General features: G+C 70.8%; 22 protein-coding genes. 10 read left to right on the top strand and 12 right to left on the bottom strand.

Annotated elements, in window-relative coordinates; all coding sequences use genetic code 11:
- Positions 1-262: 262 nt before the first annotated feature.
- From ACZ6I1_RS06535 to ACZ6I1_RS06510, 6 genes are all read left to right on the top strand, one after another.
- Complete coding sequence (locus ACZ6I1_RS06535) at positions 263-1072, top strand: redox-sensing transcriptional repressor Rex (RefSeq protein ID WP_469283769.1); 810 nt, start codon at positions 263-265, stop codon at positions 1070-1072.
- Positions 1069-2799: a glutamyl-tRNA reductase gene (locus ACZ6I1_RS06530; protein WP_469283767.1), complete on the top strand. Its 1731-nt coding sequence runs from the start codon at positions 1069-1071 to the stop codon at positions 2797-2799. Before ACZ6I1_RS06535 ends, ACZ6I1_RS06530 begins: the two co-directional genes overlap by 4 nt.
- The gene (hemC, locus tag ACZ6I1_RS06525; RefSeq protein ID WP_469283765.1) at positions 2796-3764 is read left to right on the top strand and encodes a hydroxymethylbilane synthase; all 969 of its coding nucleotides are present in this window, start codon (positions 2796-2798) and stop codon (positions 3762-3764) included. The genes ACZ6I1_RS06530 and hemC overlap by 4 nt, the downstream gene beginning before the upstream one ends.
- Positions 3761-5428: a bifunctional uroporphyrinogen-III C-methyltransferase/uroporphyrinogen-III synthase gene (locus ACZ6I1_RS06520; protein ID WP_469283763.1), complete on the top strand. Its 1668-nt coding sequence runs from the start codon at positions 3761-3763 to the stop codon at positions 5426-5428. The genes hemC and ACZ6I1_RS06520 overlap by 4 nt, the downstream gene beginning before the upstream one ends.
- Before the next feature lie 98 nt (positions 5429-5526).
- Positions 5527-6528 (top strand): porphobilinogen synthase, encoded by a 1002-nt coding sequence (gene hemB, locus ACZ6I1_RS06515; protein WP_469283761.1) that lies wholly within the window; start codon positions 5527-5529, stop codon positions 6526-6528.
- 67 nt (positions 6529-6595) lie between these two features.
- Complete coding sequence (locus ACZ6I1_RS06510) at positions 6596-6868, top strand: DUF1876 domain-containing protein (protein WP_469283759.1); 273 nt, start codon at positions 6596-6598, stop codon at positions 6866-6868.
- 39 nt (positions 6869-6907) lie between these two features.
- On the opposite strand, the gene ACZ6I1_RS06505 is transcribed toward ACZ6I1_RS06510, so the two are convergent.
- Together ACZ6I1_RS06505 and ACZ6I1_RS06500 are read right to left on the bottom strand one after the other, a co-directional pair.
- Complete coding sequence (locus ACZ6I1_RS06505; RefSeq protein ID WP_469283757.1) at positions 6908-7654, bottom strand: ABC transporter permease; 747 nt, start codon at positions 7652-7654, stop codon at positions 6908-6910.
- The gene (locus ACZ6I1_RS06500; RefSeq protein ID WP_469283755.1) at positions 7651-8580 is read right to left on the bottom strand and encodes an ATP-binding cassette domain-containing protein; all 930 of its coding nucleotides are present in this window, start codon (positions 8578-8580) and stop codon (positions 7651-7653) included. Before ACZ6I1_RS06500 ends, ACZ6I1_RS06505 begins: the two co-directional genes overlap by 4 nt.
- A gap of 100 nt (positions 8581-8680) precedes the next feature.
- On the opposite strand from ACZ6I1_RS06500, the gene ACZ6I1_RS06495 reads away from it, so the two are divergent.
- On the top strand, positions 8681-9475 hold the full coding sequence (locus ACZ6I1_RS06495) for a TetR/AcrR family transcriptional regulator (RefSeq protein ID WP_469283753.1): 795 nt from the start codon (positions 8681-8683) through the stop codon (positions 9473-9475).
- On the opposite strand, the gene ACZ6I1_RS06490 is transcribed toward ACZ6I1_RS06495, so the two are convergent.
- Positions 9447-9632: a DUF397 domain-containing protein gene (locus ACZ6I1_RS06490; protein WP_469283751.1), complete on the bottom strand. Its 186-nt coding sequence runs from the start codon at positions 9630-9632 to the stop codon at positions 9447-9449. The two genes, ACZ6I1_RS06495 and ACZ6I1_RS06490, sit on opposite strands and share 29 nt — an antisense overlap.
- Entirely contained in the window at positions 9629-10414 is a 786-nt protein-coding gene (locus tag ACZ6I1_RS06485; protein ID WP_469283749.1) for a helix-turn-helix domain-containing protein, read from the bottom strand. Before ACZ6I1_RS06485 ends, ACZ6I1_RS06490 begins: the two co-directional genes overlap by 4 nt.
- Positions 10415-10591: 177 nt before the next feature.
- Here ACZ6I1_RS06485 and ACZ6I1_RS06480 point away from each other — a divergent pair, with 177 nt between their 5' ends.
- Positions 10592-10951, top strand: a complete 360-nt coding sequence (locus ACZ6I1_RS06480) for an ATP-binding protein (protein WP_469283852.1) — start codon at positions 10592-10594, stop codon at positions 10949-10951.
- 12 nt (positions 10952-10963) lie between these two features.
- Here ACZ6I1_RS06480 and ACZ6I1_RS06475 read toward each other — a convergent pair whose 3' ends face one another.
- From ACZ6I1_RS06475 to argS, 4 genes are all read right to left on the bottom strand, one after another.
- Positions 10964-11761: a VOC family protein gene (locus ACZ6I1_RS06475; protein WP_469283850.1), complete on the bottom strand. Its 798-nt coding sequence runs from the start codon at positions 11759-11761 to the stop codon at positions 10964-10966.
- Between the two features lie 114 nt (positions 11762-11875).
- A complete protein-coding gene (locus tag ACZ6I1_RS06470; protein ID WP_469283747.1) occupies positions 11876-12166 on the bottom strand; it encodes a hypothetical protein in 291 nt (96 codons plus the stop codon).
- A complete protein-coding gene (locus ACZ6I1_RS06465; protein WP_469283745.1) occupies positions 12163-12510 on the bottom strand; it encodes a DUF6247 family protein in 348 nt (115 codons plus the stop codon). The genes ACZ6I1_RS06470 and ACZ6I1_RS06465 overlap by 4 nt, the downstream gene beginning before the upstream one ends.
- 113 nt (positions 12511-12623) lie before the next feature.
- The gene (argS, locus tag ACZ6I1_RS06460; protein WP_469283743.1) at positions 12624-14393 is read right to left on the bottom strand and encodes an arginine--tRNA ligase; all 1770 of its coding nucleotides are present in this window, start codon (positions 14391-14393) and stop codon (positions 12624-12626) included.
- 168 nt (positions 14394-14561) lie between these two features.
- Between argS and lysS the strand changes: the two genes are divergently transcribed.
- Positions 14562-16292, top strand: a complete 1731-nt coding sequence (gene lysS, locus ACZ6I1_RS06455) for a lysine--tRNA ligase (RefSeq protein ID WP_469283741.1) — start codon at positions 14562-14564, stop codon at positions 16290-16292.
- Positions 16293-16373: 81 nt separating this feature from the next.
- Here the strand turns inward: lysS and ACZ6I1_RS06450 are convergent, their stop codons facing one another.
- The 3 genes from ACZ6I1_RS06450 to ACZ6I1_RS06440 all read right to left on the bottom strand — a co-directional run bounded on the left by ACZ6I1_RS06450 (position 16374) and on the right by ACZ6I1_RS06440 (position 19554).
- A complete protein-coding gene (locus tag ACZ6I1_RS06450; RefSeq protein ID WP_469283738.1) occupies positions 16374-17714 on the bottom strand; it encodes a DUF2637 domain-containing protein in 1341 nt (446 codons plus the stop codon).
- Positions 17715-17828: 114 nt separating this feature from the next.
- Positions 17829-18590 (bottom strand): DUF3558 family protein, encoded by a 762-nt coding sequence (locus tag ACZ6I1_RS06445; protein ID WP_469283735.1) that lies wholly within the window; start codon positions 18588-18590, stop codon positions 17829-17831.
- A gap of 127 nt (positions 18591-18717) precedes the next feature.
- Positions 18718-19554 carry a DUF3558 domain-containing protein gene (locus ACZ6I1_RS06440; protein ID WP_469283733.1) on the bottom strand — a complete coding sequence of 279 codons (837 nt, stop codon included), beginning with the start codon at positions 19552-19554 and terminating at the stop codon, positions 18718-18720.
- A 191-nt stretch (positions 19555-19745) separates the two neighbouring features.
- Here ACZ6I1_RS06440 and ACZ6I1_RS06435 point away from each other — a divergent pair, with 191 nt between their 5' ends.
- Positions 19746-20939, top strand: coding sequence for an RtcB family protein (locus tag ACZ6I1_RS06435; protein WP_469283731.1), 1194 nt, complete (start codon positions 19746-19748; stop codon positions 20937-20939).
- A 73-nt stretch (positions 20940-21012) separates the two neighbouring features.
- Here ACZ6I1_RS06435 and ACZ6I1_RS06430 read toward each other — a convergent pair whose 3' ends face one another.
- The gene (locus tag ACZ6I1_RS06430) at positions 21013-21585 is read right to left on the bottom strand and encodes a Uma2 family endonuclease (RefSeq protein WP_469283729.1); all 573 of its coding nucleotides are present in this window, start codon (positions 21583-21585) and stop codon (positions 21013-21015) included.
- Positions 21586-21708: the final 123 nt, after the last annotated feature.

Here is a 21708-nt window from a genome sequence, read left to right as displayed (position 1 = left end):
GGTTACCATCGTGGGCGATTTGTGGGGTCTGGGGGCGTATCTGTGAGGAGTGTGTACGGTTTTGCCCCCTTCTGGATTTGAACGGGTTCGGCGTGCCGTTCGTTCCGCCCTCCCGTACCGAGGTTGCGTGACCCCGGTCACTTTGGTCGGACAAATTGGACACAATCTTTGTGCACGCGTTCACAAAGGCATAGCCTGCTGTCGACGGGGCGGTCCTGGGACAACTGGCCGCCTGCAGCCCCGCTCATCCCGCAGGAGCATCGTGGCAACTGGCCGAACTCACCGACCGGCGACCCGCAGCCGAGGTATTCCCGAGGCCACTGTCGCCCGGCTTCCGCTGTACTTGCGCGCCCTCACCGCGCTCTCCGAGCGATCGGTGCCCACGGTGTCCTCCGAGGAGCTCGCGGCCGCGGCCGGAGTCAACTCCGCCAAGCTGCGCAAGGACTTCTCCTACCTGGGCTCCTACGGCACCCGCGGCGTCGGCTACGACGTGGAGTACCTCGTCTACCAGATCTCCCGCGAACTCGGGCTGACCCAGGACTGGCCGGTCGTCATCGTCGGCATCGGCAACCTCGGCGCGGCCCTCGCCAACTACGGCGGTTTCGCCTCGCGCGGGTTCCGCGTCGCCGCGCTGATCGACGCCGACCCGGCGATGGCCGGCAAGCCGGTGGCCGGGATCCCCGTGCAGCACACCGATGAGCTGGAGAAGATCATCGAGGAGAACGGGGTCTCCATCGGCGTCATCGCGACGCCGGCGGGTGCCGCGCAGCAGGTCAGCGAGCGGCTGATCGCCGCCGGTGTCACCTCGATCCTGAACTTCGCCCCGACCGTGCTCTCCGTGCCCGACGGCGTGGACGTGCGCAAGGTCGACCTCTCCATCGAGCTCCAGATCCTCGCGTTCCACGAGCAGCGCAAGGCCGGCGAGGAAGCCGCCGCCGCGGCCGCCGAGACCACCTCCTCCGTGGGCGGCGCGGCCCCCGCCGCTGCCGTGGTGCCGCCGGCCGGGCGGGCCGCCGCCGAGGCGCGCAAGGGCGGACCCGAAGGTGACGTGCCGGCGGTGATGCCGGCATGAGTCTGCTCGTCGTAGGGCTGAGCCACCGCAGTGCGCCCGTGAGCGTGCTGGAGCGTGCCTCGCTGTCCGCGGACGCCAAGGTCAAGCTGCTGCACGACACCCTCGCCGCCGAGCCGGCGACGGAGGCGGCGGTGCTCGCCACGTGCAACCGGATCGAGCTGTACGCGGACGTGGACAAGTTCCACGCCGGTGTCGCCGAGCTGTCCACGCTGCTGGCCCAGCACAGCGGGGTGGCTCTGGAGGAGCTCACGCCGTATCTGTACGTGCACTACGAGGACCGGGCGGTGCACCACCTGTTCTCGGTGGCGTGCGGACTGGACTCGATGGTCGTGGGCGAGGGGCAGATCCTCGGCCAGATCAAGGACGCGCTAGCGCTGGGGCAGGAGCTGCACACCGCCGGGCGGCTGATCAACGACCTCTTCCAGCAGGCGCTGCGGGTCGGCAAGCGGGCGCACTCGGAGACCGGGATCGACCGGGCCGGGCAGTCGCTGGTCACCTTCGGGCTGGAGCAGCTCGCGGTGCACCTGCCGGTGGGGGAGTGGGCTGCCGGGAAGCGGGCGCTGGTCATCGGCGCCGGGTCGATGTCCTCGCTGGCCGCGGCGACGCTGGCGCGGGTCGGGGTCGCCGAGGTCGTGGTGGCGAACCGGACCGCCGAGCGGGCGGAGCGGCTGGTGGAGATTCTGGTTGCCTCGGGCACCGGGGTGAAGGCTTCCGCGCTGCCGATGGCTTCGGTGGCGGATGAGCTGACACGAGTCGACGTGGTCGTCTCGTGCACGGGTGCGACCGGGCTCGTGCTGACCGCCGATGACGTGTTCGCCGCCGTGTCCCGGGGCGCTGCCCCGGACCCCGCTCCTCAAACGCCGGAGGGGCTGGATTCGGCTCCCGCCGGGGATGTGGCTGCCGGTGCGGGGCTGGATGTGGCCTCTGCCGGAGGTTCGGCTGCTGCCGCAGGGCTGGACCCCGCGGTGGTCGCCAGGCTCGTGGCTGCTGCGCAGGCCGGAGGCCGGCTCGCCGATGCCGGGGCCGCGCGGACCATTGCCGCGCCGGCCGAGGCCGACGGGTGTCCCGTCGGGCCCGACGGGCGGGCCGCGCTGACCGGGGTCGACGCCAACTCCCTCGAGCTGCACGGGACCTGGGCCGACCAGGGCGAGGCCGCAGCGCAGCGGCAGCCCCGGCGCAGCACCCGTACGCCCGCCGACGGGTCCACCGCGCGGCTCGCGCTGCTGGACCTGGCCATGCCCCGGGACATCGACGCCGCCGTGCACCGGATTCCCGGAGTGCGGCTGGTCGACATCGAAAGCCTCGCCGAGGCGTCCGCGGACGCCCCGATGGCTGCCGACGTCGACGCCGTGCGGGCGATAGTCGCCGGGGAAGTGGCGGCCTTCGGCGCGGCCCAGCGGGCCGCGCACATCACGCCCACCGTCGTCGCCCTGCGCGCCATGGCGGCCGAGGTCGTGGCCATGGAAGTGGCGCGGCTCGACGGGCGCGTGCCCGATCTCGACGAGCGGCAGCGGGCCGAGGTCACCCAGACCGTGCGCCGCGTCGTCGACAAGCTCCTGCACGCGCCGACCGTGCGCGTGAAGCAGCTCGCGAGCGAGCCCGGCGGCGCCGGGTACGCCGAGGCGCTGCGCGAACTCTTCGACCTCGACCCCCAGACGGTGGCTTCCGTCAGCCGGGCAGACGCGGCCGAACCGATGAACGACGACGACCCAGGACGGGCATCATGAACACACGTCCCGACCAGCCGCTGCGGCTCGGTACGCGGCGGAGCAAGCTGGCCATGTCCCAGTCGGGCCACGTCGCCGAGGCGGTACGGGCGATCACCGGCCGGCCCGTCGAGCTCGTGGAGATCACGACGTACGGCGACGTGTCGCGCGAGCACCTCGCGCAGATCGGCGGCACGGGCGTGTTCGTCACGGCCCTGCGCGACGCCCTGCTGCGTCACGAGGTCGACTTCGCCGTGCACTCGCTGAAGGACCTGCCGACGGGGCAGCCCGACGACCTCGTGATCGCGGCCATGCCGCGCCGCGAGGACGCGCGGGACGCGCTCGTCGCCCGGGACGGCCTGACCTTCGAGCAGCTGCCCGACGGCGCCCGGATCGGTACCGGTTCGCCGCGGCGGATGGCCCAGCTGAACCACTACGCCCGCTCGCTCGGCAAGCGGATCGAGACCGTACCGATCCGCGGGAACGTCGACACCCGCATCGGGTTCGTACGGAACGGGGAGCTCGACGCCGTCGTGCTCGCCGCCGCCGGCCTGAACCGGATCGGGCGCAGCGACGAGGCCACCGACCTGCTGTCGGTCGACCACGTGCTGCCCGCTCCCGGCCAGGGGGCCCTGGCCGTGGAGTGCCTCGCGTCCGACACGGACCTCATCGCCGCGCTCGGCGAACTCGACGACCCGCACACCCGGGCCGCCGTGACCGCCGAGCGTTCCCTGCTCGCCGCCCTCGAGGCCGGCTGCAGCGCACCCGTGGGCGCGTTCGCCGATCTTCTGGCCGACGGACGGATTGTCAATGAAATGCGCCTGCGCGGCGTCGTCGGAACCCTCGACGGCTCGACGCTGGTGCAGCTGTCCACCACCGGTCCCGTGCCCCAGTCGTACGACGAGGCCATGTCTCTCGGCCGCGAACTCGCGGACGAGATGCTGGCCAAGGGCGCGGCCGGTCTGATGGGGGAGCGATCGCTTTGAACCCCTCAAGTCCGACCACCTCCGCTTTCCCGGCACTCGCCGCCCACGGACACGTCACCTTCCTCGGTGCCGGCCCCGGCGACCCGGGTCTGCTGACGCTGCGCGCCGTCGAGGCACTCGCCGCCGCGGACGTACTGATCGCGGAGCCCGAGGTGCTCGACGTCGTACGGACGCATGCGCGCGCGGGTGTCGACACGCCACAGCTGACGGTCGCTGACGAAGTGTCAGCAGCCGCCGGGGTGCCCGTGATCCGCGACGCCTCCAATCTTGTCATGGAGGCCGCACGGTCCGGCAGGCGGGTCGTGCGTGCCGTCACCGGCGACCCCGGTCTCGACGGGAACGCGGCCGAGGAGATGCTCGTCTGCGCCACCGCCGGCATCCCCTTCGAGGTGGTGCCGGGTGTCGCGACCGCCGTCGGCGTGCCCGCGTACGCCGGTGTGCCGCTCAGCGACAAGCAGGGCGCGGACGTGCGGTTCGTGGACGCGAAGCACGCGTCGGCGCGCTGCTGGAGCGAGGTGGGGGCGAGCGACGGGATCCTCGTGGTCTCCGCGACGCTGGAGACCGTGTCGAGCGCGGCCGCCGAGCTGGTGGGCGCCGGGCGCAAGCCCGACACCCCGCTGACGGTGACCGTCGCCGGCACCACCACGCGCCAGCGGACCTGGTCCGCGACGCTGGGCACGATCGCCCAGGTGTTCAAGCAGGGCAAGGTGCTCCCCTCGCCCGAGGGCGCCCGGCCGGTCATAGCCGTGGTCGGTGAGCACAGCGCCGCCGCGCGGCGCGAGGAGCTGGCCTGGTTCGAGTCGAAGCCGCTGTTCGGCTGGCGGGTGCTCGTACCGCGCACGAAGGAGCAGGCCGCCTCGCTCTCCGACCAGCTGCGTTCGTACGGCGCGGTGCCGCACGAGGTGCCGACCATCGCCGTGGAGCCGCCGCGGACCCCGCAGCAGATGGAGCGGGCCGTGAAGGGCCTGGTGACGGGCCGCTACGAGTGGATCGCCTTCACCTCGGTCAATGCCGTGAAGGCGGTGCGCGAGAAGTTCGAGGAGTACGGGCTCGACGCGCGGGCCTTCGCGGGCATCAAGGTCGCCGCGGTGGGCGAGCAGACCGCCGCCGCGCTGGTGGAGTTCGGTGTGAAGCCCGACCTGGTGCCGAGCGGGGAGCAGTCCGCGGCCGGGCTGCTGGAGGACTGGCCGCCGTACGACCCGGTCTTCGACCCGATCGACCGCGTGTTCCTGCCGCGGGCCGACATCGCGACCGAGACGCTGGTCGCCGGGCTGATCGAGCTCGGGTGGGAGGTCGACGACGTCACCGCCTACCGGACGGTGCGCGCGTCGCCGCCGCCGGCGGACACCCGCGAGGCGATCAAGGGCGGCGGTTTCGACGCCGTGCTGTTCACCTCGTCGAGCACCGTGCGGAACCTGGTGGGCATCGCCGGGAAGCCGCACAACGTGACCGTCATCGCCTGTATCGGGCCGGCGACGGCCAAGACGGCGGAGGAGCACGGGCTGCGCGTGGACGTGCTGTCGCCGGAGCCGAGCGTGGGCAAGCTGGCGGAGGCGCTGGCCGAGTACGGCGCGGCGCGCCGCGAGGCGGCCAAGGAGGCCGGCGAGACGGTGTTCCGGCCGAGCGAACGCCGCCCGGGGGCGCGCAGGCGTCGTACGACGTGAGACGTGACCTGAAGTGAGTGGAGTGGGGCCCGGGCGCTGAGCGCCCGGGCCCTACCCTTGTCTGGACTGCTGTCGATGCTCGAAGAGGCGACTGGAAAATGAGCACGTACGGATCCTTCCCCGGCTCGCGGCCCCGGCGGCTGCGCACCACCCCGGCGATGCGGCGGATGGTCGCGGAGAACCGGCTGCACCCCTCGGACCTGATCCTCCCGGCGTTCGTGCGCGAGGGCATCAGCGAGCCCCTCCCCATCTCGGCGATGCCGGGCGTGGTCCAGCACACCCGTGACACGCTGCGCAAGGCGGCCGTGGAGGCGGTCGAGGCGGGCGTCGCGGGGATCATGCTCTTCGGGGTACCGGCGGACGAGAACAAGGACGCGCTGGGCACGGCCGGCACCGAGCCGGACGGAATCCTGCAGGTCGCCATCCGCGATGTGAAGGCGGAGGTCGGCGACGACCTGGTGATCATGTCCGACCTGTGCCTGGACGAGTACACCGACCACGGGCACTGCGGGGTCCTCGACGAGAACGGCCGCGTCGACAACGACGCGACGCTGGAGCGGTACGCCGAGATGGCGCAGGTCCAGGCCGACGCGGGCGTCCACGTGGTGGGCCCGAGCGGGATGATGGACGGGCAGGTCGGCGTCATCCGCGACGCGCTGGACGAGACCGGCCACGAGGACGTGTCGATCCTCGCGTACACGGCGAAGTACACCTCCGCCTTCTACGGCCCCTTCCGTGAGGCCGTCGCCTCCTCGCTCCAGGGCGACCGCAAGACGTACCAGCAGGACCCGGCGAACGCGCGGGAGTCCCTGCGCGAGCTGGCGCTGGACCTGGAGGAGGGCGCCGACATGGTGATGGTGAAGCCTGCCGGGCCCTACCTGGACATCCTGTACCGGGTGGCGCAGGCGGTGGACGTCCCGGTGGCGGCGTACCAGATCAGCGGCGAGTTCGCGATGATCGAGGCGGCCGCGGAGAAGGGCTGGATCGAGCGCGAGCGGGCCGTCCTGGAGACCCTGCTCGGCATCAAGCGGGCCGGCGCGGACACGATCCTGACGTACTGGGCGACGGAGGTCGCGGGCTGGCTGCGCGAGGCCCGCTGAGCGCTCGCGCTCCGTCCGCCGGGGGCGCACCCTGGAGGGAAGGGTGAGCCCTTGGAGGTGATGCACCATGTCCACGCTCGTCGGGTGGCACGTGGAGCTGGAATTCAGCGAGGAGGGCCACCGCACCAGTGCGGCGGCCCTGGTCAGACTCGGGGACGGCTCCGAGCTCAGGGCGCACGGCTACGCCATGCGCCACCCCTCCGACCCGGAGCAGCTGAGGGTCGGGGAAGAGATCGCGGGCGCTCGCGCGCTCATGGACCTCGCGCAGCAGATGCTGGAGAAGGCCCACTCCGAGATCGACGAGGTCACGGGCCGGCATTCCTATCCGATCAATGGCTGAGCGGCGTGCGAACCCGCCGGCGCGTTCCGTCCGGAACCGTCAGCGGGTTCGTCGGTTGAAGAGGCCGGCCGCCAGGGTCAGGGACACGGCCGCGATCGCCGCGCACCAGCTCAGGGCGATCCAGGGGGCGTTGCCCGCGGGCTGGTCCAGGAGCAGGGCGCGCAGGGATTCGATCACCGGGGTCAGCGGCTGGTGGTCGGCGAAGCCGTGCAGCCAGCCGGGCATGGTGTCGATGGGCACGAACGCGCTGGACGGGTAGGGCAGGAACATCATCAGGAAGGTGAACCCGCCCGCCGCTTCAGGGGACTTGGCGAGCAGCCCGAGCGTCGCGGCCAGCCAGGAGATCGCCGTGATGTACGTGACGAGCAGTCCCGCCGCGGCCAGGAAGGCGGGCGCGGAGGCCTGCGGGCGGAATCCGATGGCGAGCGCGACGGCCAGCACCAGGGTGGTGGACACGAGGTTGCGCAGGACCGAGGCCGCCACGTGCCCGGCCAGGATCGCGATGCCGCCGACGTCCCGGGAGCGCAGCCGGTCGATGACGCCGTTCTTCATGTCGTCGGCGACGCTGACGGCGGTGCTCGCCGCTCCGAAGCCCGCGCAGAGCAGCATGGCTCCCGGGACCACGTACGTCACGTACTGCGTCCCGGTGTCGATGGCCCCGCCGAAGAAGTAGACGAAGATCAGCATCAGCATGACCGGGAGCATCAGGGCGGTGATCAGCGCGTCCGGCTGACGGCGGCTGATGCGCAGGCTGCGGCCGGCGAGGGCGAGGGCGGAGGTGCTCATGTCGCGGCTCCCGTCAGGGTGAGGAACACGTCGTCGAGGGTGGCGGTGCGGACGGCGAAGCGGTCCACGGTCGTGCGGTCGGGGTCGAGTTCGTCGAGCAGGGCCCGGACGTGGGCGGCGCTGCCGTCGGTGGGCAGGCCGAGGGTGAGCTCGTCCGGGGCGTGGTGGACGGCCCGCCCGGCGAGTGCCTCGTAGGCGTCGAGCGTGGTCAGGGTCAGGTCGAGGCGGTGGCCCGCGACGCGGGACTTGAGCGCGGCGGGCGTGCCTTCGGCGGCGATCCGCCCGTCGGCCAGGACGGCGACGCGGTCGGCGAGCCGGTCGGCCTCCTCCAGGTACTGGGTGGTCAGCAGGACGGTCGTGCCGTCGCCGCGCAGCTCCCGTACGAGGTCCCACAGGTCCTGGCGGCTGCGCGGGTCGAGCCCGGTCGTCGGCTCGTCCAGGAACATCACCTCGGGCCGGGAGACGAGGCCCGCGGCGAGGTCGAGGCGGCGGCGCATGCCGCCCGAGTACGTCTTCGCCGTGCGTCCGGCGGCCTCGGTGAGCCCGAAGCGGTCCAGCAGCTCGTCGGCGCGGGCACGGGAGTCGCGCGCGGACAGCCCGGACAGGCGGCCCATCATGCGGAGCATCTCGGCCCCGGTCTGCAGGTCGTCGACGGCCGCGAACTGGCCGGTGAGGCTGATGCGTTCACGGACCCGCGCGCGTTCGGCGGTCACGTCGTACCCGGCCACGCGGGCGGTGCCGGAGTCGGGGGCGGTGAGGGTGGCGAGGAGGCGTACGGCGGTGGTCTTGCCGGCGCCGTTGGGGCCGAGCAGTGCCAGGACGCTGCCGCGGGGGACGGCCAGGTCGATGCCCTGGAGGACGCGCAGGTCCCCGTAGGACTTGGTCAGGCCGGTGGCGTGGATACCGAGGTCGTTCGTGGTGGTCATCGGGGACCACGCTCCCTTCTGTGTAAGGGTTACGCGCTTCTGTGTAAGTAATACACAGAACTAGGATGTGGGTCAACGGCTTACGAGGGAGGGGGCGGCGATGGCGAAGGAACCGGCGGACGGCACGGCGGGTGACACCGGTCTTCCGGCGAGCCTGGAAATGGCCTGGGGCCTGCGCGAACGCCCCGGCAAGGGCCCGCGCCCCACGCTCACCCTCACGCGGATCGTGGACACGGCGGTCGCGCTCGCCGCGGCGGAGGGGATGGACGCGGTCTCCATGGTCCGGGTGGCCAGGGAACTGGGCGTCTCGACGATGTCCCTCTACCGGTACGTCACGGCGAAGGAAGAGCTGTACATCCTGATGGCGGACGCGGGCGTCGGCCTCCCGCCGGTTCCCTCCGGGGGCGAGGGGGCGGGCACGGGCGCGGGCTGGCGGGAGCTGCTGTCGGAGTGGGCGTACGCGCAGCGGGCCGTCCTGATGGCCAACACCTGGATCCTGCGCATCCCGATCACCGCGGCGCCGGTCAGCCCGAACCAGCTCGCCTGGATGGAACGCGGGCTCGCCGCGCTGGCCGGCACCGGCCTGCAGGAGGGCGAGAAGCTCTCGACGATCATCCTGATCGGCGGGCTCGTACGGAACGAGGCCACCATGGCCGCCGACATGATGGACGCCATGATGAAGTCCGGCGTCTCACCGGACGTGGCGATGGCCCAGTACCTGCGCACGCTGAGGCTCATGACCGGCCCGGACACGCACCCGGCGGTGAGGCGGCTGCTGGACTCCGACGCGTTCGCCGGGTCCGGCGAGCCGGATTTCCAGTTCCGCTACGGCCTGGACCGCGTGCTGGACGGCCTGGCGGACCTGATCAGCTCGCGGAGCCGGTCCACGCCGTGAGGTCGGCCCAGGCGGAGGGTGTCAGGGTCAGGACCGGGCCGTCGGTGACCTTGGAGTCACGGATATGGACCTGGGTCGCGGACGTGGCGACCTCCAGGCAGTTGCCGCCCTCGCTGCCGCTGTAGCTGGACTTGAACCACGTGAGTTCGGTGCTCATGGATCTCCTAGCAGCCGTTTCAACAGGTCCCTCGTTTCCTCGGGGTTGAGGGCCTGTGTCCGCAGCATCGCATACTTCTGCGAGAGGATGCTGACCTCGTCGAGGTCGGAGACGACCAGGCTGCCGCGGTGCGTTTCGAGGTACGCGATGTGTTGGTGATCCGGGGTCTCCAGCAGGACGAACGGGCCATCCAAGGCCGGATGGCGGACGCGGTCCAACGGCAGAACTTGGATCGACACGCCCGTCAGTTCGGAGCAGGCCAACAGGTGGCGGAGCTGCTCGTGGAGGACCGCCCTGCCGCCGAGCGGGCAGGTGAGTACGGGCTCCCAGATGACGAAGCTGGCGAGCATCGGTTTCTCGCGCCGCAGCGTCGACTGGCGGTCGATGCGCGCGGCCGTCTGGTCCGCGACTTCGCTGTCGGTGTACAGCGGCACGCGGCTGTGGAAGACGGCCTCGGCGTAGGCCTTCGTCTGCAGCAGGCCCGGGACGACCTGGTTTTCGTACGAGGAGAGGGCTGCGGCCTTCTGCTCCAGGTTGATCAGCGGCTCCGCCCAGGCCGGGATCACGTCGATCTGAGGCATCTTGTGCGCGGCAACGGTGAGCACCCCGGGCAGGCCCAGGATCTGGTCCATCAGCTCTGCCACGTCCGGCATCAGGGGCCGCCTGCCTTGCTCGATGGAGGCGACGCTCTCCTCCTGGAGGCCCACCCGCTTGCCGAGCTCCTTCTGGGTCAGTCCTTTGGCGACGCGGCAGACGGCTACCTGCTCGCCGACCATCCTCATCGCTGTCGAGTTGGGCCGTGCCCGCTTCCTTGGTGGCATGAACGTGAACTCCCCACCTGCGCCCGCAAAGTACCCGTACCAACCCGTACTGATAGCGGGTACGGGTTGATGTACTGCTTCACGCTAGTCACGTAACGCGACGATCGTCCCGTGAACGTAAATACTCAACCCGCCTTGATGCGGGACCGCCTCTACCCCCGCACGCACCAATCGGTGGCCTCCGCCAGGCAGTTCACGGCTGAGACCGTTGCCGTGTGGGGTGTGACATCCCGTCGGGACGACATGTTGCTCTGCGTGAGCGAGCTGGCGACGAACGCCCTGCGGCACGGGGTTCCGCCCGGCCGCGGCTACCGGCTGCGGCTGCTCGTCTTCGAGGACGCGACCGTCCGGGTCGAGGTGCACGACAGCGGGCCCGGGCTGTCGCGGATGGCGGAGCGCCCGCCGGGGCGGGGGCTCACGATCGTGGCGGCCCTCGCCGACGCCTGGGGCGTGCTGCCCCGGGCGCCGGGCAAGGTGGTGTGGTGCGAGTTCCGCTGAGCCGCGCAGCGGTCAGACGGGCTGCTCGGGGGCCTTTGCCGTGATCACCGCGAACGGCGCGCCCTGCGGGTCGGCCAGGACGGCCATCCGCCCCGCCACCATGTCGAACGCGGGCGTGAGGACCTGGGCCCCGGCCTCGGTGGCCTCCGCCACGATGCCGTCCACGCTGTCGGCGTGGAAGTACGGCAGCCAGTTCGGGGGCGTGCCGGGCGGCAGGTTGCCGAGGCCCATCATCCCGGCCACCGCGCGGCCGGCGACCAGGAACTCCCAGTACTCCAGGCTGCCTTCCGTCTTGGCCTCGGTGGTGGTGACCGGCAGGATGGCGGAGTAGAACGCGGCGGCCGCATCGGTGTCGCCGGTGCTGAGCTCGTTCCAGATCAGCGCGCCGTGCTCGTTGACGATGCCCGCGCCGTCGAAGCTGCCCGGCTCCCACAGCCCGAACGCGGCCCCGGTCGGGTCGGTGGCGACGGCCATCCTGCCGAGGTCCATGACGTCCACCGGACCCATGAGGACCTGGCCGCGCGCGTCGGTGAGGGACTTCAGGGTGGCATCGAGGCTGTCGGTGGACAGGTACGTCGTCCACACGGTCGGCGGCATCGGGTCGGGGACGCTGCCGTCCGGGTTCATCGCCTTCATGATCCCGGCCACCGGCTTGCCCTTGAGCGTGCAGACGGAGTACCCGCCCTGCTCCGGCGGGCCGATCTCGCCCTGCCAGCCGAAGAGGCCGCAGTAGAAGTCGAGGGCCGCCTGCTGGTCGGGAACCATCAGGTCGATCCAGCACGGGGTGCCGGGCTTGTAGGGGCCGTTCATGTCGGGCACGGGGGCCTCCGATGGCGGATGGCGGGATGGACGGGCCGTCCCCTACCCGGCGCACTTGGCCCGAATCGGGCCGTACGGGTGACGCACGGTTCGATGAGCGCCCCTCTACTGCCAGAAGATCTCCTCCACGACGATCTGCGGCTCGGCCACCCGCGGAAGGAACGTGAACAGGATCCAACCGCGGTTGCTGTCGAAATACGCGATGTGCGGGCCTCGGGGGACGGTGGATCGTGCGGGCTCCACGTGGTCCACGCGGTAGGGGTTGCGTGCGGTCCGTAGCTCGAAAAGGGCTTCCCAGAGCGCATCCCGGGGACCATCGGCAAGGCCGAGTCGGTACTTCTCGGCGTCCTGCGTGTAGTCCACGGCCCACGGCGGCCCTGTGAACTCCTCGCTCACTCGCCGGGCTCCAGGCCACGCAGGCTGTGGCGGATGCGAGAAGCCTCGTTGAGGAGCTTGCGCGCCGCTTCGTCGTCCGTGGTTTCGGCTGCACGAGCCTCCAGATCGCGGACGTGTCGATCGAGCTCGGGGTCGCGTGCGAGGGCATATTCGCCCCACCAGCGGGCCATGAACGCGGGGACGGGCGCGATGTCGTACGTGTCGGCGATCTGCCGTCGCCAGGCGGCGTCGAAGTCCGGCAGGAGAGCCGGGGCATGGGCGGCTATGGCGGCGCGCAAGGCCTTCGGCGTGTACTCCGGCATCGGCGGCACGGATCCGCCAGGCGCAGGCGACGCGGTCGTCATTTCCGGTTCCTCCTCGGATCGGACGTCCTCCACCTTAGCCGTCCTGTGCGGGCCCGGTCCGGGAAACGCGACTGCCCCCGGGGCGGGTGCGCCGGGGGCAGTCGGGTGGAACGTCAGAGCTTCTCGGGGGTGCGGATGCCGAGGAGCGACATGCCCTTGGTGAGCGTGCGGGCCGTCAGGTCGCACAGGAACAGGCGGTTCTCGCCCACGACGAGCTCCGGCTCGGGCTTCACGACCGGGCACTGGTCGTAGAAGGTCGTGAACAGCGAGGACAGCTGGTAGAGGTACGCGGCCACCTTGTGCGGGGCGTACTCCGCGGCCGCCTCCGCGATGAGCTCGCCGAAGTGGTCCAGGTGCAGGCCCAGCGCGCGCTCGGCCGGGGCCAGCTCCAGCTCGGGGTGGGCCACCGGCTTGCGGTCGCCCGCCCGGCGCAGGATGGACTTGATCCGGGCGTACGCGTACTGGAGGTACACGGACGTGTCGCCGTTCAGCGAGACCATCTGGTCCAGGTCGAACTTGTAGTCGCGCGAGGCGGAGGTCGAGAGGTCGGCGTACTTCACCGCGCCGATGCCGACGTACTGGCCGTTCTCGACGATCTCCTCCTCGGTCAGGCCCACCTTCTCGGCCTTCTCGCGGACGACGGCCGTGGCCCGTTCGACGGCCTCGTCCAGCAGGTCCACCAGCCGGACCGTCTCGCCCTCGCGGGTCTTGAACGGCTTGCCGTCCTTGCCGAGGACCGTGCCGAAGGCCAGCTGGACGGCCTTGACGCCGTCGTTCAGCCAGCCCGCCCGGCGGGCGGTCTCGAAGACCATCTTGAAGTGCAGGGACTGCCGCGCGTCGACCACGTAGATCAGGGTGGTCGCGTCCAGCTCGGCGACGCGGTTGCGGATCGCCGAGAGGTCGGTGGCCGCGTAGCCGAAGCCGCCGTCCGACTTCTGGACGATCAGCGGGGTCGGGTTGCCGTCCGGGCCCTTGACGTCGTCGAAGAACACGCACAGCGCGCCGTTGGAACGGACGGCGACGCCCGACTCCTCCAGCAGCTTGCAGGTCTCGACCAGCATGTCGTTGTAGCCGGACTCGCCGATCACGTCGGGGTCCCGGATGTCCATGTCCAGCTTGTTGAAGACGGAGTAGAAGTAGATCTTCGACTCGTCCACGAACCGCTGCCACATCGCCAGGGTCTCCGGCTCGCCGGCCTGGAGCTCCACGACCCGTGCCCGGGCGCGCGTCTTGAACTCCTCGTCCGAGTCGAAGACCGTGCGCGAGGCCTTGTACAGCCGGTTGAGGTTGGACATGGCCTCCTCGCCGGAGACCTCCTCCTCCGACTTGTGGTCCAGCTCGTGCGGGTGCTCCAGCAGGTACTGGATGAGCATGCCGAACTGGGTGCCCCAGTCGCCGATGTGGTGGCGCCGGACCACCTTCTCGCCCGTGAACTCCAGGATCTCCACCATCGCCGCGCCGATCACCGCGGACCGCAGGTGGCCGACGTGCATCTCCTTGGCCACGTTCGGCTGCGCGTAGTCGATCACCGTGGTGCCCGGGTTCTCCGCCAGCGGCACGCCGAGCCGGTCGTCGAGCGCCCGCGCCGCGAGGGTCTCGATGATCGCCTTGTCGGTGATGGTGATGTTGAGGAAGCCCGGGCCCGAGACCTCGATCTCCTGGATCAGGTCACCGGTCGGGATGCCCTCGACCACGGTCGTCGCCAGCTCGCGCGGGTTGGCCTTCGCCTTCTTGGCGAGCGCCAGGATGCCGTTGGCCTGGAAGTCCGCCCGGTCGCTTCGTCGCAGCAGCGGGTCGGCGGCACCGGCCTCCGGCAGGGCGGAGGCAAGGGCGTCCGCGACGCGCTGATTGACGGAAGAAGCGAGGGAAGGGACCGAGGCCATGAGCTGCCGTTCCTGTGAGGTTGCAGTTGGTTGTTCCGACAAGGGCCGAGTATCCCACGGAGGGGCCCTTCGTTTCTCGGGCGAATCCCGAGCGCTGAGCAACCTCGGAGCGTCCTGTTCCGTCTGGGAGAATGGCTGAAGCCAGCATTCGAGATAGAAGGACGTGTCGTGGCTCAGAGCAGCACCGAGACCGACTGGGTCTCCCGTTTCGCGGACGAGGTCATCGCCGAGGCGGAGCGCCGAGCACCCGGCAAACCTGTCGTCGTCGCGTCCGGACTCTCCCCCTCCGGCCCGATCCACCTGGGCAACCTCCGCGAGGTCATGACCCCGCACCTGGTCGCCGATGAGATCCGCCGCCGCGGCTTCGAGGTCCGCCACCTCATCTCGTGGGACGACTACGACCGCTACCGCAAGGTGCCCAAGGGCATCCCCGGCGTGGACGAGGAGACGTACGGCCAGTACATCGGCCGCCCGCTGACCGCCGTCCCCGCCCCGGCCGGGTCGGAGTACGGCAGCTGGGCCGAGCACTTCAAGGCCGCCATGGTCGAGGCGCTGGCCGAGCTGGGCGTCGAGTACGACCCGATCAGCCAGACCGAGCAGTACACGTCGGGCGCCTACCGCGAGCAGGTGCTGCACGCGATGAAGCACCGCGGCGACATCGACGCCGTGCTCGACCAGTACCGCACCAAGCAGAAGCCGGGCGGCAAGAAGCCCCAGCAGAAGCAGGTCGACGAGGCCGAGCTCGAGGCCGCCGAGGGCTCCGGCGCGGCCGCCGAGGACGACGGCAGCGCCGGCGAGGGCGGGTACTTCCCGTACAAGCCGTACTGCGGCGCCTGCGGCAAGGACTTCACCAAGGTCACCTCGTACGACGACGAGACGACCGAGATGACCTACGTCTGCACCGAGGACGAGTTCACCGAGACGGTCAAGCTCAGCGAGTTCAACCGCGGCAAGCTCGTCTGGAAGGTCGACTGGCCGATGCGCTGGGCCTTCGAGGGCGTGGTCTTCGAGCCCTCCGGCGTCGACCACTCCTCGCCCGGCTCGTCCTTCCAGGTCGGCGGCCAGATCGTGCACATCTTCGGCGGCGAGCAGCCGATCGGCCCGATGTACGCGTTCGTCGGCATCAGCGGCATGGCGAAGATGTCCTCCAGCAAGGGCGGGGTCCCGACCCCCGCCGACGCGCTGAAGATCATGGAGCCGCAGCTGCTGCGCTGGCTGTACGCCCGCCGCCGCCCGAACCAGTCCTTCAAGATCGCCTTCGACCAGGAGATCCAGCGGCTCTACGACGAGTGGGACAAGCTGGAGGCCAAGGTCGCGGACGGCTCCGTGCTGCCCGCCGACGCGGCCGCGCACAGCCGCGCCGTACGGGTCGCCTCCCACGAGCTGCCCCGCACCCCGCGCCCGATGCCGTACCGGACGCTCGCCTCGGTCGTCGACATCACCGCCGGCCACGACGAGCAGACGCTGCGCATCCTCAGCGACCTGGAGCCGGAGAAGCCGCTCACCTCCCTCGACGAGGTACGGCCGCGCCTGGACCGCGCGGAGAACTGGATCACCACCCAGGTCCCCGCCGACCAGCGGACCCTCGTACGCGAGGAGCCCGACACCGAGCTGCTGTCGTCCCTGGACGACGAGGGCCGCGAATCGCTGCGCCTGCTGCTCGAGGGACTCGACTCGCACTGGTCCCTGGACGGGCTGACCACGCTCGTCTACGGCGTGCCGAAGGTGATGGCCGGCCTCGAGCCGGACGCCAAGCCGACGCCGGAGCTCAAGATCGCGCAGCGCACGTTCTTCGCGCTGCTGTACCGGCTCCTGGTGACCCGCGAGACCGGCCCGCGCCTGCCCACCCTGCTCCTCGCCGTGGGCGCGGACCGGGTGCGCAAGCTGCTCGCCGTCTGATCCGCACCGGCATACGGAAGGGCCCGCTTCCCCGGGGACACCCGAGGGAGCGGGCCCTTGCGCATGCGTGGCGCCGAGCGCCTACGCGATGTGCTCGTTCTCCAGGTCCTTCTGGTAGCGCTGCTTGAACGCCGGGATCATCCGGCGCAGCAGCGAACCGCTGCGCGGATGGGTCACGCCGTACCCGTCCGACAGGTGTATGTCGAGCGCCTCGGCCGTCGGGAAGTCGTTCTGCTCGTCGACCAGCGCACGGAACACCTTGTACGCGACCTCCGCGAACTCGGCCTCGTCCGGGGTGTCGGCGGCTTCCGGAGCGTCGTCGTGGCGAGGAGCCGGTATCGGCAGCTGCTCCGGCCGGAGCTGCGGCTGCGGCTGCGGCTGCGGTTCCTCCGGGCCCGTCGGGCGCATGACCGGCGTCGGCTCCAGGCCCTCGACGTACTGGGGGTTGTAGCCGCCCTCGTACGCCGCCTGCGGAGCCAGCGGCGCCGCGAACCAGGCACTGTTGTGCGCCGCGGGCATGGCCGTGGGCTCCACCGCGAACGGCGGCGGGGCGTGCGCGGCGGCGACGACCGGGACGGGCGCCTGGGCCTGGCCCTGGGCCACGGCCTCCTGCCCGGGAGCGGGCTCGGCGGCCGCGGCGGAGGCGTCCGGGTTGGCTGCCGGGTTGGCTGCCGGGGTGGCTGCCGGGGTGGCCGCCTCCAGGGCGGGGGCCGGAGCCTGCGCCGCCGGGGGCAGCAGCGCCGGCTCGATGCCCGCCGCCGCCAGCCCCTCCGGGGCCGTCTGCGACAGCGGCACGCCGATCCGGGCCAGCTTCAGCGGCATCAGCGCCTCCACCGGAGCCTTGCGCCGCCACGCCCGCCCGTACCGCGCCTGCAGCCGCGCCTGGTAGATCAGCCGGTCCTGCTCCATGCCGACCGCCTGCTCGTAGGAGCGCAGCTCCCACAGCTTCATCCGGCGCCACAGCTTGAACGTGGGCACCGGGGAGAGGAGCCAGCGGGTGAGGCGCACCCCCTCCATGTGCCGGTCCGCGGTGATGTCCGCGATCCGGCCCACCGCGTGCCGGGCCGCCTCCACCGTCACCACGAACAGGATCGGGATCACGGCGTGCATGCCGACACCCAGCGGGTCCGGCCAGGCCGCGGCCCCGTTGAAGGCGATCGTCGCCGCGGTCAGCAGCCACGCCGTCTGGCGCAGCAGGGGGAAGGGGATCCGGATCCAGGTCAGCAGCAGGTCCAGCGCGAGCAGCACGCAGATACCCGCGTCGATGCCGATGGGGAACACCAGCGAGAAGCTGCCGAAGCCTTTCTGCAGGGCGAGGGCACGCACCGCGGAGTACGAGCCCGCGAAGCCGATGCCCGCGATGACGACGGCTCCGGCGACCACGACGCCGATGAGTATCCGGTGCGTACGAGTCAGCTGCATCGCGGCCACCCGCGATCCCCTCCCCTTGTCGAGCACACTTACCGAGCCTTTACCAAGCTTCGGCAGGCACAGCGTACGGGTGACCCGACGTCAACGCCTCAGGCGGGCCCGCACCTACTGCGCGGGCTGCGGGGACTGCGGCTGCTCCGGCTGCTTGTTGGCGGCGTCGATCGAGGCCACGGCCTCCCGCACCGCCACGATGGCGTCCTGGAGCAGCTTCGCGTGGTCCGGCGCACCGGCACCTTCGTACGCGGCACCGTTGTAGTCGAGCGTGACCACCACGTTCTGCGCACGGGCCACGACCGTCGTGTTGAAGAAGTCCACGTCCTTCTTCACGCTGTACACGACCGACGTGGCCTGGTCGCCGATCCCGCCCACCGGCTCCGCCTTCAGGTTCTGCGCACCCTCGGACGCCTTCGAGGCCTCGACCTGCTTGCCGTACTGCTCCTCCGCCCGCTTGTTGGCGCTGCCCAGGGCGGCCTGCGAGTCGGAGCGGGAGTAGGAGATCGACAGCCAGCGGTACTGGGAGCCCTTCAGGCCGTCCTCGTCCAGACCGTTCCAGGAGCAGCTGGCGCGGCTCGCCAGGTCGTTGGACTTGGCCGCCGTGCCGTTCTTGTCCTTCGCCTCCGGGACGAGCGTGTCGATCGTCCCCGTCTGAACGGACTTGCACGGGTCCGGAAGCGTGGCGTACGCCGCCTTCTCCAGGGTCGGGGAGGGCTTCGCGCTCGGCTTGCCGGACGAGGAGGATTCGGACTTCTTGCCGCCGTCCGAGCCCGAGCCCTTGCCCGAATCGGACGAGCACCCGGCAACGGTGAGGATCACCGGGACGGCTGCGCAGGCGAGAACGCGGGTGAGGCGCGAGGCTGATCGGTGCATGGTTCCTTCACTACGTCGTGTGGGTCTTCTTCGGACACGCGGTCGGACGCGGGACCCCCGCAACGGTAGCCCGATCGGGTGGCGGCGTGCTGTGCGCGCCGTCACCCCGGGCCGCGGCGGACCCCGCTCACTCGTTGAGGCGCTCCACCAGAGCCTGCGCCAACTGCCGTGCCCTGTCCTGGGTTTCGGAGCTGGAGGGGACGGTGCCCGGCACCGCGGGCTGCACGCTGTACTCCAGTGTGACGATCACATTCGAGGTGCGGAACACAATCCGCACGGTGCGCGACTGCGCCGCGGCGGCGCCTGCGGGAGTCAGCTTGTCCTCGATGAAGGCCTCGTTCCCCAGCCCGTCCAGGACGCGCGAGCCGAGCTCGACCGGGGTGGACGGGCTGCCGGAGGGCGAGGGCGAGCCGGCGCCGCCGGGCAGCGGTGCGGCCGGGGCGGAGGGGCCGGCCGTGGCGGAGGGCGCCGGCGTCGGGCTCGCGGTCGGTCCGGGGAAGGGCAGCTTGGCGTCGGTGAGCTGGCGCACGTACACCTGGCGCGCCTTGTCGTCGTCGCTGGCGGCGGCCCGGTCGTAGGAGACCACACGCTCGAAGCCCACCGACAGCAGCCTCGTCTCCTCGGGCGTCTGCGCGCTCCAGCGGCAGCCGACGCGCCGGTCACCGTCGTACGAGGCGTCCGCGGCGCCCGCGTAGACCTGGTCGCGCTGCTCGGGGGTGAGCGACTCCGCGACCGGGAGCATGGCCTTGAGCCGCTTGCTGTCGGCCCCGGCCTTGCAGGGGGCGGGCAGGATGCGGTACTTCCCGGGCTGGGCGGGCGCGGCCTGGCTGCCGCCGGCCTTCGCGTCGCTGGTGCTGTCGGTCCCGCTCCCGCCGGTGCACCCGGTCAGACCGGCCGCGCCGGCCACGAGTGCCGTGAGCATCGCGATGCCCGGCAGGGCTCGCCGTACCGCCTTGCGCTGCACGTCCAATGGCTCCCTTCGACCGGCGGGCCCCCGACGGTCAGGAAAATGCGTTGCCGCGGCTCGGGCGCGGATGGACACAATGTCTATCGCACACGCTGGTGCCGGCGCCGGTCCTCTGTCGCATTTGGGATCAAGAGCGAGGCTTTTTGCGCTTTGAGCATTTTTCATCGTTTTCGGGGGATTGATTCCGTATGTCGTATGTAGAGGTACCTGGGGCGAACGTCCCGATCCGGATGTGGACCGATCCGGCGTCGGTCGAGGACCACGCGATGCAGCAGCTGCGCAACGTGGCCACGCTTCCGTGGATCAAGGGTCTGGCCGTCATGCCGGACGTCCACTACGGCAAGGGCGCCACGGTCGGCTCGGTGATCGCGATGAAGGACGCCGTCTGCCCGGCGGCGGTCGGCGTGGACATCGGCTGCGGCATGTCGGCGGTCAAGACCTCCCTGACGGCGAACGACCTCCCGGGGGACCTGTCGAAGCTGCGGTCGCGGATCGAGCAGGCGATTCCGGTGGGCACGGGGCTGCACAAGGAGGCCGTGGATCCCTCCCGCCTGTACGGCTTCTCGGAGGCCGGATACGAGGACCTCTGGAAGCGGTTCGACTACATCACCGACGCGGTCAAGTTCCGTCAGGAACGTGCCACGAAGCAGATCGGAACGCTCGGAGGCGGGAACCACTTCATCGAGTTCTGTCTCGACGAGTCGGGTTCGGTCTGGCTGATGCTGCACTCCGGCTCCCGGAACATCGGCAACGAGCTCGCCGACTTCCACATCAACGTGGCGCGCGGCCTGGAACACAACCAGGGCCTGGTCGACCGCGACCTGGCGGTGTTCCTGGCGGCGACCCCCGAGATGGAGGCCTACCGGAACGACCTCTTCTGGGCTCAGGAGTACGCGAAGTACAACCGCGCGGCGATGATGAGCCTGTTCAAGGAGGTCATCCGCAGGGAGTTCCGCAAGGCGAAGGTCTCCTTCGAACGCGAGATCAGCTGCCACCACAACTACGTGGCGGAAGAGCGGTACGACGGCATGGACCTGCTGGTCACCCGCAAGGGCGCGATCCGCGCCGGCAGCGGTGACTACGGGATCATCCCGGGCTCCATGGGCACGGGCTCGTACATCGTGAAGGGCCTCGGCAACGAGAAGTCCTTCAACTCGGCCTCGCACGGGGCGGGCCGGAAGATGAGCCGGACGGCGGCGAAGAAGAAGTTCTCGGCGCGGGACCTGGCGGAGCAGACCAAGGGCGTCGAGTGCCGCAAGGACTCGGGCGTCGTGGACGAGATCCCGGGCGCGTACAAGTCGATCGAGCAGGTCATCGACCAGCAGACCGACCTGGTGCAGGTCGTGGCCAAGCTGAAGCAGGTCATCTGCGTCAAGGGCTGATGCCCGAGCGCAGGTGCCGGGGGAGTGGAGGAGCCCGGACCGGGAACGGTCCGGGCTCCTCCGCGTGCGGGCCTCAGTCGAGCAGCATGTCCACGGACAGCTCGAGGGACACCGCCAGGTGATCGGGAAGCTTGAACGATGTGCCGCGCTTGAAGGTTCGGCGTGAGCGGTAGGACGTGCCGCGCGGATCCGTGTGGACCACGACTTCGTCGTGGTGCCGGTCGGCGACGACGTAGACGGGGACGTCGGCCCTGGCGTAGCTCTCCACCTTGGTGCCGAGGTCGTCCGCCCAGTTCGAGGAGGTGACCTCCAGGATCATGCGGAAGACGTCAGGGCGGTAGCAGTTCTTGGCCACCTTGTGGTCCAGGAAGTCCGCCTCGACGAGCGAGAAGTCCGGGACGGCGTAGTCGTCCTCGCCGGTGGGCAGCCAGATGCCGATGCCCTGGAGGAATTCCAGGCCCGCCTTTTCGGCTCCCGCCTCGTGGAAGGCCACGGTGAGCCGGGTCAGGGTCCGGGCGTGTCGCCCGTCGGCAGGTGGTGTCACGGTGAGCCTCCCCTGGAGAATCTCCACTCGGTGCCCTGGAAGCTCCCTGGAGAGTCGATCGGCGGCCTCCGCGATCGTGGTCTCGTGCTGTATCACGGCCATACCTTCCTCCTTTTCGTGACCCACGCTTTCGGAGCGTAGCCGGGGCTGCCGGTGATCCGCGCGAGTTCACCCGTACGGGCCGGAGCGGGCCGGAGCGGCCTCAGCGGGGCGGTACGCACGTGT

This window comes from Streptomyces sp. NPDC046303, from assembly GCF_055588085.1.
The sequence above is the reverse complement of the archived record's forward strand: the minus strand, read 5'-3'. Positions and strand labels throughout refer to the sequence as shown.